General features: G+C 54.1%; 13 protein-coding genes. 7 read left to right on the top strand and 6 right to left on the bottom strand.

What is annotated here, in order from left to right; all coding sequences use genetic code 11:
* Positions 1 to 12 precede the first annotated feature (12 nt).
* Positions 13 to 1335 carry a hypothetical protein gene (locus R3C20_04585; protein ID MEZ6039759.1) on the bottom strand — a complete coding sequence of 441 codons (1323 nt, stop codon included), beginning with the start codon at positions 1333 to 1335 and terminating at the stop codon, positions 13 to 15.
* A 178-nt stretch (positions 1336 to 1513) separates the two neighbouring features.
* Here R3C20_04585 and R3C20_04580 point away from each other — a divergent pair, with 178 nt between their 5' ends.
* On the top strand, positions 1514 to 2488 hold the full coding sequence (locus R3C20_04580; protein ID MEZ6039758.1) for a hypothetical protein: 975 nt from the start codon (positions 1514 to 1516) through the stop codon (positions 2486 to 2488).
* A 61-nt stretch (positions 2489 to 2549) separates the two neighbouring features.
* On the opposite strand, the gene R3C20_04575 is transcribed toward R3C20_04580, so the two are convergent.
* Positions 2550 to 3092, bottom strand: coding sequence for an N-acetyltransferase (locus R3C20_04575; protein MEZ6039757.1), 543 nt, complete (start codon positions 3090 to 3092; stop codon positions 2550 to 2552).
* Between the two features lie 305 nt (positions 3093 to 3397).
* On the opposite strand from R3C20_04575, the gene R3C20_04570 reads away from it, so the two are divergent.
* The 4 genes from R3C20_04570 (at position 3398) to R3C20_04555 (ending at position 7845) form a co-directional block, all read left to right on the top strand.
* Positions 3398 to 5380: a sigma-54-dependent Fis family transcriptional regulator gene (locus R3C20_04570; GenBank protein MEZ6039756.1), complete on the top strand. Its 1983-nt coding sequence runs from the start codon at positions 3398 to 3400 to the stop codon at positions 5378 to 5380.
* A gap of 118 nt (positions 5381 to 5498) precedes the next feature.
* The gene (locus R3C20_04565) at positions 5499 to 5858 is read left to right on the top strand and encodes a hypothetical protein (protein ID MEZ6039755.1); all 360 of its coding nucleotides are present in this window, start codon (positions 5499 to 5501) and stop codon (positions 5856 to 5858) included.
* Positions 5855 to 6529 carry a class I SAM-dependent methyltransferase gene (locus R3C20_04560; GenBank protein MEZ6039754.1) on the top strand — a complete coding sequence of 225 codons (675 nt, stop codon included), beginning with the start codon at positions 5855 to 5857 and terminating at the stop codon, positions 6527 to 6529. Before R3C20_04565 ends, R3C20_04560 begins: the two co-directional genes overlap by 4 nt.
* A gap of 419 nt (positions 6530 to 6948) precedes the next feature.
* On the top strand, positions 6949 to 7845 hold the full coding sequence (locus R3C20_04555) for a rhomboid family intramembrane serine protease (GenBank protein ID MEZ6039753.1): 897 nt from the start codon (positions 6949 to 6951) through the stop codon (positions 7843 to 7845).
* Between the two features lie 89 nt (positions 7846 to 7934).
* Here R3C20_04555 and yidD read toward each other — a convergent pair whose 3' ends face one another.
* The gene (gene yidD / locus R3C20_04550) at positions 7935 to 8126 is read right to left on the bottom strand and encodes a membrane protein insertion efficiency factor YidD (GenBank protein ID MEZ6039752.1); all 192 of its coding nucleotides are present in this window, start codon (positions 8124 to 8126) and stop codon (positions 7935 to 7937) included.
* 375 nt (positions 8127 to 8501) lie between these two features.
* The gene (locus R3C20_04545; GenBank protein ID MEZ6039751.1) at positions 8502 to 9350 is read right to left on the bottom strand and encodes a hypothetical protein; all 849 of its coding nucleotides are present in this window, start codon (positions 9348 to 9350) and stop codon (positions 8502 to 8504) included.
* 196 nt (positions 9351 to 9546) lie between these two features.
* On the opposite strand from R3C20_04545, the gene R3C20_04540 reads away from it, so the two are divergent.
* The gene (locus R3C20_04540) at positions 9547 to 10491 is read left to right on the top strand and encodes an SDR family oxidoreductase (GenBank protein ID MEZ6039750.1); all 945 of its coding nucleotides are present in this window, start codon (positions 9547 to 9549) and stop codon (positions 10489 to 10491) included.
* Positions 10492 to 10521: 30 nt separating this feature from the next.
* Here the strand turns inward: R3C20_04540 and R3C20_04535 are convergent, their stop codons facing one another.
* Positions 10522 to 11034 (bottom strand): RimK/LysX family protein, encoded by a 513-nt coding sequence (locus R3C20_04535; protein MEZ6039749.1) that lies wholly within the window; start codon positions 11032 to 11034, stop codon positions 10522 to 10524.
* 347 nt (positions 11035 to 11381) lie between these two features.
* A complete protein-coding gene (locus R3C20_04530) occupies positions 11382 to 11519 on the bottom strand; it encodes a hypothetical protein (GenBank protein ID MEZ6039748.1) in 138 nt (45 codons plus the stop codon).
* Here R3C20_04530 and R3C20_04525 point away from each other — a divergent pair.
* Positions 11518 to 12732, top strand: coding sequence for a RimK family alpha-L-glutamate ligase (locus tag R3C20_04525; protein MEZ6039747.1), 1215 nt, complete (start codon positions 11518 to 11520; stop codon positions 12730 to 12732). The genes R3C20_04530 and R3C20_04525 overlap by 2 nt on opposite strands.
* Positions 12733 to 12848: the final 116 nt, after the last annotated feature.

Below are 12848 nucleotides of genomic sequence, written 5' to 3'. Positions count from 1 at the left end.
CGAATCGTTCTTTTAATTGTTTCCGGTGACCGTGTTATTTCCTGTGACCGTGTTGTTTCCTGTACCCGTGTTGTTTCCTGTACCCGTGTCGCCGGGAAGACTGTTTCCGGCGCCAGCGTGGTATTTTCGATTGAAGATGGCTGGGTCGAATGGATCACTTCGGTCCATCAATCGAAGCTCGTTGAGAATTCGCTGGTCCAGTTCCTGACTGGATAATCGGCGACCGTACCCAACACCGGCCGATGGTTCGAAACCAGCTTGACGGACAGTTGGTTCGGGTTGTCTATCGTTCCCGGATGCCTCCCGGGTGAAAGGAGAATTCAGCGAAGCTCGTGCATCCTGTTCCGCAGAACCCGCTGTAAGATACGAGGGAGCATTTTCCAGGGAATCCAGATCCGCAGCAGCATTGTGAACCCAGTCTCGGATCAACTGAAACTGCACGGCACCCGTGCGACCGGAAAGTGGGGCTGTACGAGCACCACCGTGGGTGGAACTGGCGAAAGTCAGGAGGGCACTGTCATCGGGATTTTGACGGTTCACGTGCCTCAGCACCGCCGCCAGATTCCTCTCTGTAATAGTGGGTGTCGTTCTCTGGCGTATCGAAACCAGTGGCATGGTGGCATGATTTGTGGAGTGACAGGAACCGCCAAAGCATTTATTGACGACAAGCAACTGGACTCGACTGGTAAATTCCTGAGCTGTTGATCGACGAAGCCCCAGGAGGGATCGGGGTTCGTTCGGATCGCGATCCGCAGACGTGTCAGCAGTTTCAGTAGAAGCATGGGCGGATTGCTGCGATGGGACGGCATCGGGCGTCAACAAGTTCGGATTGGTCCTGTGGATGATGTCGAGAAGCATTTCTTTCGCTTCCTGGCGATTGGGATCCAGATGAAGAAGATCCATCAGCTCCCGTTGCGCCTCCGCCAGCATTTCGTTACGTTCGCACCATTTCGCGAGTTCCATGTGATGGTTGGGCGTCAGTTCGGGCAGAGACAACTTCATCTTTTGATATGCATCGTTCTTGTCGTTGGCCGGAAATCGAACGCTGCTCGATGGAAAATGAATGCGTCCGGACGGCTGAATAACTTCGTAGCCGTCATCGCGCAACGAGATTTGCCCTTCGATCAGACGCCCGTCCGTCAGCACCAGCAGTGCCGGGCTGGAGTCGACATCAGGCGATAATGCCTCCTGAAATTGCCACGCATTAGCGCTGTGCATCGCGCAGAAAATCCACGCGGCAGCTGACAGAGAGACAAGAGTGATGCGTGACGAGTAATCCATTACGTCGTCCCATGGAAATACCGGGGCTAAATAACAGCTGAACAGTACTGGCATCACGGAAATCAGGTCAATACGACCATCACCGGTCAACGAATGCGTGGATCGATTCCGCGGCAAAAATCGAGCATCAACCTCCCAATCTGGTCTGCAGGCATTTGACAAACGCTTGTTAGGACGGGTAAAACGGCTAACGATGATCGATTACTGCTTCTGTATGGGAAAGTCCGCTCGCATGCGAGTTTTCAGCAAATTGGGTTTGATTGCACTGGCAGGATTATTCACCTGCGAGACAGCCTCAGCACAATTCGGGTCCTGCTATTCGCCATTCTCACCGGGCTTCTGGGGCGTTGGCTATGCTCCAATGCCCATGGCACCTGTACCGATGTATGGCTACTCAGGCTGGGGCGGCAGCCCATATTCCGCGGGCTATGGTTCATTTGATTGCGGTTGCTCTCCATGCAGCAATTGCGGTGGAAGCTGCGGTGTCGGTAATTGTGGTGGTGTCGGGTGCGGAACGGGTTGTTCCACAGGTTGTGGCGTCGTCGAATCCGGAACGTTGAAACCCAGCGCTGATCCCAACTTTCGCGAAAAATCCGAACCAGAACGACCTGCTGAAGACCTTGAGCGTCGTCGAGACAATCTGGGAACCGACCCTCGCGACGGTCTCGAAGATACGCCGCGCCGGACCTATGATGATCCCAGTGACGGTTTCCTGCCTGCGGATCCAGCCCGCTCAGGCGGAGAACCCGATTTGTTTGACAACAATCGGGGGCCTCTTGATGAGCCCACGGGAGGTGTCGGAACCGGTCGCGAAAACGAGCGGTGGGCACCATCTGGCGGTGACTCTGGTGGATCAGGAAACGACGATTTCCCATCCCTCACGCCTCGCGCTACCAACAAGCCTCCCATTTCGGATCCACTTTCCGGGACCCCGGAAACTGAAGAGGCACCGAAGGCTGCAGAAGACGCGACGCCTGAATCAGGCTCGACGGAGGATCCCACCGACTTGCTGTCGCCGGAAAGTTCTGCCAGGAATCAACGTCCAGAAATGTTTGTCAGTCGGCTGCGAGACGTGCTGCCGGTTCAGCGCACGGCCGGAAGAGGCATTCCAGTCAACGGGCCCGGTAAAGCAATCGCTACGGGTCGCCCGATTCATCAGATTCGCTGGATTGCTGCACCCGCAGAAGCCGGGCTTACTCGACTCTGATCGCACCCCATTGCAATACCTGTAAATTTGCTGGCGCGTGGGTTATTCAGCAGTCGCAGTGTTACTTTCGTCCATCAAACAGACGTTCCATCACTCGGTAGCCAGCATCCTGAAACTTCAGTCTCTGATAGACTTCCATCGCTCGACTGTTTTCAGCTTCGACGTACAGGCGGAGCCCCACAATGTCGGGGCTTCGTTGCATTTCACCAATCGCGTGCGACAACAGTTGCCTGAAGATTCCCTGTCCACGGAAAGGCGCTGCGACATAAACGCTCTGCAGCCACATCATCCAGCCATCTCGCCAGTCACTCCACTCACGCGTAATCATCAGCTGGCCGACGACTTCCTGTCCCGCAGGGGCTGAACTTTCGGCAACCCAGTACTGAACATCCTCGTTTTTTTGCAGACCGCGGACAACACCTCGAAGAACTGTCGCAGGGTCCAGCGAACGATGCTCCGTTTCCTCGCAAAGCTGGCAATTGAACCGGGCTATCGTTTCCGCATCATTCTCTGCGGCGCGTCGAAGAATCAAACCTGAATCCATTGATGTAACCTGTCCAGAATCGAGTGGTCCGGAAGTGTAGGTATTTTCTTCTTCCGTCAACAGCCTTCACCAACAGCCACTCGCGCATCGACAGTGCCGCTCAACAAGGCAAAATGAGAGGTTTGCGCAGATTTTCTGGTACTTGCAGTTCCTGCGGGAACTCGAACACCGCCCTGCTGGTCATTCCATTATCAGACCGACAGTGCCATTGACATCCGGTTCGCGACGGTTAACCTTCCCGGCGTCATCATCTGGATGGCGCAGGAGTGTGAGCGGAGTCAATCCGTGCGACAAGAAGGATTCACCGACAAACGTCGACGATTCTGCGGGTCGCTTTGAGTGGTGAAAGACAGGAGTGCGAACGATTGGCTGCCGTTGAATGGAAGTCCTGGAATCAGGTTTCGTTGTTTGCCCCCGGAAATGCCCACGCAACGCTGGTGCAGCTAAATGGAAAACTGCTGGCAGACGCTCTGGAAGTCAAGACGCTCGATTCCTTCCTGCGTCCTGCACTGGCCGAAATTGCGACGGAACTTTCGGTGCAATGGATCGCTTTGGTGAGGCGGGTACCGGGCCCCGCGTGGAAAACCGTCGCCGAACATGGCCAGCACACACTGACGATTAGCCAGACGGAATTCTGGGATCAGGCCTATGATCGCGATAAGGCCGGACTGCAGTCGACAGCTCAGAACTGGACACTGGGAGCCTTTCCATTGCAGACAGGTGGTCCCGTTGCGGACATGCTGGTCGTCGCGACGCGGCACACCGATGGTGACCTGCTGGATTCAGGTTTGATTATCGGTCGATCCCTTTCGATTTCGCTGCGTCTGGCGGATCGACAACTGAAGAACCGACAACAGGTTGATCGACTTCGATCGACGTTGAGCATTGCGTCACGATTGTCATCAGCTGAAGACACGGCCCCGTTACTCGAACAAATCGCCAACGAAGCAACGCGGCTTCTGGATTGTGATCGCAGCAGCATTTTCCTTTGGGACCGGGAACGCAATGAAGTTGAAGCTCGCCCTGCACTCGGTGTGAAAGGGGCGTCACTTCGGCTGCCGGCAAAGGAAGGTATCGTCGGTGAAACGCTTCGGACCGGCAAAGCGATTCGAGTGGACGACGCTTACAACGACCCCCGATTTAACAAGGAAGTGGACGTTGCCAATAAGTACAAGACCAACAATCTGATTTGTGTTCCCCTGCGCGATGCCGACGGCACAGTCATGGGTGCCTTCGAGGGTATCAATCGCAACGGAGATGGGCCGTTCAATGACGACGATGTGGAATGCCTGCAGGAACTCGGGACGCAGGCCGCTGTTGCGTTGAGAAATCTGCAGGAACGAAACCTGCTCCACCGCAGTCACAGCCAGTTGGCGGAACAAGTCACAAGCGGTGTCTCCATCGTCGGGGAAAGTGCTGCGATTGTCGCATTGCGGGACACGGTTCATCGCCTTGCATCGACCGATTTGCCGGTTCTGGTACTTGGTGAGAGTGGAACAGGAAAGGAAGTTGTTGCTCAGTCATTGCATTACGGAGGATCGCGTGCGGCATGCCCCTTCGTTCCCGTAAATTGCGCTGCATTGACAGATTCACTTCTGGAAAGCGAATTATTCGGGCACGAGCGAGGTGCGTTCACCGACGCACGCGAAATGCGTCCCGGTAAGTTTGAAGTGGCTGACGGCGGGACTCTGTTCCTGGACGAGATCGGAGACATGAGCCTGAATGGGCAGGCAAAATTATTGCGGGTTCTGGAGCAGAAAGTCATCACCCGGGTCGGCGGTTCGCAACAGATCCCCGTGAATGTCCGTATCGTTGCCGCCACAAATGCAAATTTAAGTGAAGCGGTCAGGGCTCGTAAATTCCGCGAAGACCTGTATTACCGACTGAGCGTCGTAACGCTGGACCTGCCACCACTGCGAGAGCGTCCGGAGGACATTCTTCCACTGGCGGAATTCTTCATGAAACGATTCTCTTCTCAGGCAAGAAGACCTCACTTAATACTTTCCTCCGAGGCTCGCCGCCGACTCCAGTCCCACGCCTGGCCCGGGAACATCAGAGAGCTTCGGAATCTGATGGAGCGATTGGCCTTTCTGACACAGGGGGATCGAGTTGAAGCCGACGACGTGGCATTCATCTTGAGTCCCGAAACTAACAACGCTTCGCAGTTGTCTCTGGATCTGGGACTGGAAGCGGCAACACGTGAATTTCAACGAGACTTCATTCGCCGAAGTATTCACCAGGTAAAAGATAATATGACAGACGCAGCAAGACTGCTTGGGCTTCATCGATCAAATCTGTATCGCAAGATGAAGCAGCTGGAGATGAAAGAAGTTGGCGGATCGGAGTAGCCTGAAGGTGAGTCGAAGAAAGAAAACACGTTCGAAGAAAACTGCCAGGCCTTTGAAAGGGTTTGCGTCAATTGGCGCATTGTCGACAGGAAAACCCTCGACAGACACACGGTCAGAAATGGAGGCATCTAAAGATCCGGCCAGTATTCGAGAGCTGCTTCAGAAGCTGCAGAAAGAGAATCGCCCGGGACTGGTAGGATTTGTGCTGAGCCTTTTACAACTGGCAGGGCACGGGGTGTGGATTGCACTCGTGCAGTTTACCGTGAAGACCGGTCGGGCCGAAACAATATCCTCTTCCGACCCGTTGGCCTGGGCTATTGTCGTCGCCATGGGACTCAGCACAGCTCTGACACTGATAGCGCTGTTTGTCTGTCTGTTTTATGGCCTTCGTCGTGAACCGCGAGTGTTGCCTTTACTGGGACTGGCGCTGGCATTTTTTACCGGAGCATTCGCTTTCTTTGCAGTGCTGTTGTCATGAATGCAATCAAGTCCATTGTCAGCTGGCTAGCTGGCCGTCCTGCACTATTCGATTCACTCAGGTGGGTGCTGGAAGGAGGGTTTGTTCAGCATCGACAAATTATTAAATCGCATTTGAGTTCAACAGGTCGCGATGTCGCCTGGAAAGTGCTGGATATTGGTTGCGGAACGGGTTTGTACGCGGCGCACTTTCCAGCGAATCAGTACGTTGGAATCGACATTTCCCCTGTCTACACAAACGCTGCGCGGAGTAAGTTTCCGGAGCATCGGTTCGAAACGGGCGACGCCCGTCAGCTGACATTCAAAGGTGATGACTTTGACGCCGCATTCATTTCCGGCGTGATTCATCATCTGACAGATGACGATGCTGTTGCGGTACTAAAGGAAGCCATTCGAGTCATCAAACCGAGCGGAAGACTGGTCGTCTGGGAGGACATTCCTGCCCCCTGGTGGAACATCGTCGGGCACGTCGCGCATCGCCTGGATCTCGGGGCCTGTATCCGTGCTGCGGATGGATACAGGAAGCTGATCGAGCACGCTCTGTCAGACGACTCGGAACGCCCGGCCACGCAACCATCTCTGCATGTCTATACTGTCAGAAGTGGATTCATGGACTACGCCGTGTTCGTGTGCGATTTCTCTGCTGGCCCTGCCGAGGACCAATCGGATTGATCCGGTTGCTGCAGGCCCCGTCGGGCGGACGCCGATTCTGCACACAGGGTTCGCTCAACAGGCCAGAACTCTTCATTTGTCCAGTCGGAATTTGTGGACTCAGCACACGGCGATCCCGTGAATGCGTAAGTCGGGATACCCCGCAATTTTACTATTGATTCCGGCGATTATGCAAATTCCGCGGGCGCGTCGCGGATCGGAATCAAATCACATCGTCGTTTTTCACCGTGTGAACTCGACTGTGGACAAACCTCTGGCAATCGATTCATTGAACGTCTGTTGAAAACAAACCGGTCCGCAATTCAATAGCAATGGCATACCGGCGACATTTGCTACGACGATGGACCAGGATCTCTGTCGACAACCTGAACATGAAACATGCCCTGCACACATAAAGAGCCGGAAGCTGGATAATTCGAATGGGATTGGAAAACCGCGATTACGTTCGAGATGATGAAGGATACGACGGTTGGGAACACCAGCCTCGTCGCCGATCGCAGATGTCAATGTTGACAAAAGTCATCATTGTCACCGTCGCGGTTTACTTCCTTCAGCTGATGACCGGGCGACCGGGCGGGACTTCTCTGATTCAGAGTTTTCTCGAAGCCTCTCCGTCTTCAATATTTCAGCAGGGGCAAATCTGGCGTGTGCTCACGTACGCTTTCTGTCACGACGAAGGAAAGATCACACACATTGCTTTGAACATGCTGGCCCTGTATTCCCTTGGTCAGTGGGTCGTGGATCGTTTGGGAGATCGCGAGTTCCTTTGGTTTTACCTGACGTCTGCGATCTTTGCGGGGCTGTGCTCCATCGCCTTCTACTCTTTCATGAACACCAACGTTCACGTTGTCGGTGCGTCCGGCGCTGTGCTCGCCGTTTTCATGCTCTTTGTGATGTATAACCCCAGGCAGACCCTGTTATTGATGGGAATCGTCCCCGTAGAAGCTCGCTGGCTGCTGGCCGCATTTGTGGCATTCGATGTCTATCCAATGATTGATCAGCTCACCGGTGGCTCAGGCGGATCCACAATCGCCCACTCGGCTCATGTGGGTGGCCTGCTGTTTGGCTATCTTTACTTCCGCTGGCACATGCACCTGAGCAGCTGGTGGGATCGATTTGCCGGACGGTTGCAGCAGCGTCGAAAGCCGAAAACAAATCTTCGTGTCTTCAGCCCGGGGACCCAACCGGAAGTGGACGTCGCAGACAAGGTCGATGAACTGCTGAAGAAAATCAGTGAACAGGGTGAGGCCAGTTTAACGGCGAAGGAACGCAATTTTCTGACCCAGGCCAGCAAGCAGATGCGCAAAGGCAAATAGTGGCCCGCGTCGCCGTAGCGGCTGCCTGAATGCAAATCGTTCCCGTTGAATGAAATCCATCGGGTATCTGCATCGTTAGCAAGGAGACTTCACGGAGGGTCGTAGCCTCCCTGATTCCAGGGATGACAGCGGCTGATGCGGCAGATCGTCTTCCAGAGGCCCGGGATGCAGCCATATTTTTCAACGGCAAGAATGCCATATTGGCTGCACGTCGGTTGAAAACGACACCTTTTACCCAGCAATGGACTTAACAGTCTCTGGTAGGCCCGGATTAACGCCACAACGCAAAATGATGGCCATCTAAGAACGTGAACCGACAACTCTGCACGTTCGTCTTCAGACTGCCGAGCGTCACGGCCTGCCTCGCCGTCCTGTTCGTGACTGTCCCGGAGGTTGCACACCGACGACTCCCTATCATCTGTTTAACGAAACCCGACCTGTCTGTCGAAACCCAACCTGTGTGACGAAGCCCGAAAAACTTCGAGATTCTTGTGCTGTGGCGTATCTGTGAAATCACCACAACTTGGGGAGAATCATCGGCGTTGCGCGTGCAAAGGTGAAGGGAAGAGTTCGAGCTCATTCACACAAACTCTAAACTCAGATCGGAAACCGGGGTTCTCAATCACCCCCGGACCTGATCGCGCGGAGACAATAGTTCAGGTATCCGTTGTCGAGCTCTGTTCGGCTTCGGCAGTCCGCTGAAATTCGTCCAGACGAGGTCGACGATCATCGGGTCGCATCGCTGTACGAACGGCATCATCCGCGTTGCGATCCCGAAGGGCAGCAAAGACCTGGTCGCGAGCTTCCTGAGCAAACGGGGTTGGTACACTGAAGCCTGCCTCGAACGCCGTCTCTCTGGCATCGTTCAAAAGAAACGGGTCGGCACCGCATTGCATCAGCAGCCACGCATAAAGTTCATTGCCGGATCGCACTGCGACGTGGAGCATGCGATTCTCTCGGTCATCGAACGGATCGTTGACAACAGAATGGACAAGCAGTTTGAACTCCATTTCAGGGAACGCTGAGGTGCCGTAAAGAAACGGTGCGAGGGACTCGTTGTCGATTTGTCTGATTTCGTCGAACAGGTTGAACTGAATCATCGCCAATTCGAAGGGTGTGGCGTTGTCGCTGTCAGCGTCCACCTCAAGTAAGCTGTTACTTTCCTCTTTAAGGCTCAGGCTTTCACGCGTGCTGCTCAGTTCGACAACAGGTCCGGATTGAGCCTGTGCCGACCGGCCGGACCACGCAGTTGCGAAACCTGCTGAACCGATTACCAGCAGGCAGATGGTGACCATCTGCCATCGACGGAAGAAGGCGTACCGTGACAAAGCTGATTGTCGATTCGTTGCACAATGTCGATTGATGTTTGAATGCATGGGATCGTTGTCTGAAGTCGTCTCAGTACCGCAAACTCGAAAAGCCTGAAAACGGAACTGACGATGGGGAGGCTGTTCGTCGATTAAGAGCGGTTCCTGGCTGGAAAAGTTACAGATTTCGTTTTTCACTCGTGCAGAAAATGCTGGCTGAAAAGAGCCCAGAGCATCGTGCGACGAAGAACAACGCAGCAGCAACCTGTTTGGGCCGCGCTGGTCCGTAAAAAACGTATGCACTTTTCTGAAGAAATCTGTTAAAAGCTGGCTGAAAACTGCTCTACGCAAAGTTGCCACGAGGGCCGCCTGCCCGAGCGCCAAAGGACTGGATATGCGAAATTTTGATGGAAAACACGTTTTTCTTACCGGAGCCGCTTCCGGGATCGGGCGACAACTTGCCGTGCAACTTTCTGCCCGAGGCTGTCAGCTGTCGCTGATTGACGTCAACGAAGACGGTTTGCAATCGGTTCAAAAAGAATTACGAAAAGCCGGAACGAATGTCCGCATCTATCCGTGTGATTTGTCTGAGGCCGACTCTGTCGATTCGATGCTGGATCGATTCTGTACCCACAACTCAAAGCTGGATCTACTGATAAACAATGCAGGCGTCGCCTATTACGGGCCGACGGATCTGATGACGCAGCAGCAATGGGACTGGCTAATGAATATTAACCTGCTGTCCCCACTTCGAATCACAAATCGACTTTTGCCAATGCTCCTTTCCCGGCCGGACACACACCTCGTCAATATGTGCAGCATTTCCGGACTTGTCGCTGGCGGCCGATTTGCTGGTTATCACACCAGCAAATACGGATTGATTGGTTTCACGGAATCGTTGCGAGCAGAATTCGGACGACACGGTCTCGGAGTGACAGCCATTTGTCCAGGTCCTGTTCTCACACCGCTTTATTCATCTGCAGCCAGCCCGAAGCCGGATCGGCCCGTCCCGACACCTCCGGCATGGATGAGTACGACGCCGGATCGCGTCGCATCAGTGACCATCCGAGCGATCGAGCGCAACAAACGGCAGGTACTGATTACTCCTGTGGCTCATGCTCTGTTCCAACTCAAACGATTTGCACCGGGACTGATCGATTTTGCGAACCAGTTCAGCCGCCGGAAAAAGCAACGACAGGAATCGCTTCGGAAAGCAGCCGACGAAGCGGATCGAATGGAATCTGCACGGAGGGAGTCGTGCGCAGAAGCTACGCTTCCCCTGAGCCCTGACGATCAACCGGTGGCTGGCAAAGATTCATCATCTTCCCGCGCCGCGTGAAGGATGTCTTTCAGACCAATCAGAACGCCGTCAGTGCGACTGTTGATCGGGAAGATTCTTAGCAGATCCTCCCGGTTCGGATTCGGTGCCTGAATCTGTCAGGTTCAGGTGAGTCAGAAAGGACTGACTGGAATCCACAAGGTAACGCCCTCGAATAGCCTCTCTCCCAAGAAGCATTCGGAACCCCATTAAACGTCGGTTAGCCAGAGTGACTTCGATTCTGTGTGACCGCCTGTTAATGACCACAGTCGTCGCGATCACAATGCGCAATGAAGCTCGCCCACTTGAACTGCGTACTAAACGTTCGTCAAGAATCGGGGCCGAGGCAGTTGTACCAGCGTCGTCGTGGGTTTGCTGCGGAAAGACCTGAAATCGAATCCATGGCTTCCCATCAACTTCAAAGCGTTCCAGTTCCGAGGCATGAATGGCCGACGATCTTGCTCCAGTATCAACCTTTGCCTTGATCTGACGAATCCCAAGATCGGGCAGTGCGACCCATTCACGCCAACCGATGATTCGCCGGCGCCGCTTCCTGTCGGTCATTGTCTGGTAACTCCCTGAGCCTCACTCGCGTCTCGCAATCTGACATGTCGTCCTGCTGTTCATCAGCCATTCCGGCACAAATGTCTTTTGTTGGTCGACTGTGGATCCACCGAATCGATTATAGCCATTGTCCGGGGCTTATGAAGGATCGTGAAACTCGGCCCGCCAGAAGAATGGTACGACGCGCAGGAACGAGAATGAGGTGAAAAGCGTACGAAGTTGGGGATCTCCGGTTTGAGTTCATCCGTGAACATGTCAGCATGAGTTTGTTCGGTTCTGATGATGAATGCAGGCAGATTCTTCCCAATACAGGCAGCCATTCGGTCGATTCCTTTTCTCACGTCCACCTACACCTGATGCCCCTGTTCGAAGTTTCGAAAGATCCGGCTCTCAATCGCCAGTACGCTGACAGCGATACACAGTTTACTCGTCCTTGCTTGATTCTGCCTGATCAGATACTGACTTGTCTTTAGAAATCGTTTCATGAAACTCGCCATTTTGTCGCGGAGTCACAGATGCTACAGCACTCGCCGCCTGCGTGAGGCAGCGGTTGTGCGTGGTCATTCCGTTCGCGTATTCGACACCCTGCGATTCTCCATCGATCTGAAAGCCGGAGAGCCATCACTGACCTTCAAAGGCAAACCGCTCGGCCGGTTCGACGCAGCTTTGCCCCGCATCGGCGCATCCATCACCTACTTTGGCACGGCCGTTGTCAGGCAGTTCGAGCAGATGGACGTTTTCTGCGGTAATTCATCGGCGGGCATCAGTAATTCAAGAGATAAGCTTCGAAGTTTTCAGATTCTGGCACGCCACCATATCGGAATTCCGGATACAACTTTTGCACGTAATCGCGCAGATGTCCTGCCCGCGATTGAACGCGTGGGCGGGGCTCCTGTTGTTATCAAACTGCTGGAAGGAACTCAGGGGATCGGCGTTATTCTGGCAGAAACAACCAAAGTGGCAGAAGCCATCGTTGAAACGCTCCAGAGTACCCGACAAAACGTTTTGATACAGAGATTTGTCGCCGAAAGCAAAGGGCGCGACATCCGCGCTATCGTTGTCGGAGACCGCGTCGTAGCGGCGATGCGACGCGTTGCCAGGGGCGACGAATTCCGAAGCAACGTGCATCGTGGTGGTTCAGTCGAAGCAGTTCAGTTGCCCGAAGAATATCAGGAAACTGCGGTCCGCGCAGCACAGATTATGGGGCTGCGAATTGGCGGAGTGGACATGCTGGAAGGCAAGGATGGGCCACAGGTGATGGAGGTGAACTCTTCGCCTGGCCTTGAAGGAATTGAACAAGCTACCAGGCTGGATATCGCGGGGGCAATCATCGAGTATATCGCCGCGCAGGTCGACTTTCCCGAGCTGGATGTGCGTCAGCGGCTGACCGTCAGTCGGGGTTATGGAGTTGCCGAACTCCATATACCCGAAGGCTCTGAATACATCGGGCGGACCATCGCTGAATCGGGACTCAGAGAGCTGGATATCAATGTCCTGACACTTTATCGCGGAACCAGCGTCATCCCGAATCCCAAAATCAGCCGCACCTTCGAAGCGCATGACCGTTTATTGTGCTTTGGAAAACTGGATGCCATGCGGGACATGGTTCCCCAAAAAGCGCAGGCGAAACGGCGTCCTCGAGTTCGTAAGCTGACAAATTCTGCCGTGGTCAAAGAAAAAGAAAGTGGTTCGTCTTAGCTGTCCGTTGAAGAACCGGGGCAAGCACTCAGGGCGACTGGAAACCATCATATTTTAAGGTCTCCTGCTCGAGCCAGTCCCGTTTTTCAACAGGCTTTCAGTTCAGTTCAGACTGA

The organism is Planctomycetaceae bacterium, from assembly GCA_041398825.1.
Lineage (GTDB): Bacteria > Planctomycetota > Planctomycetia > Planctomycetales > Planctomycetaceae > F1-80-MAGs062.
Note: the sequence above shows the minus strand (reverse complement) of the source record. Positions and strands in the feature narration are given on the sequence as shown.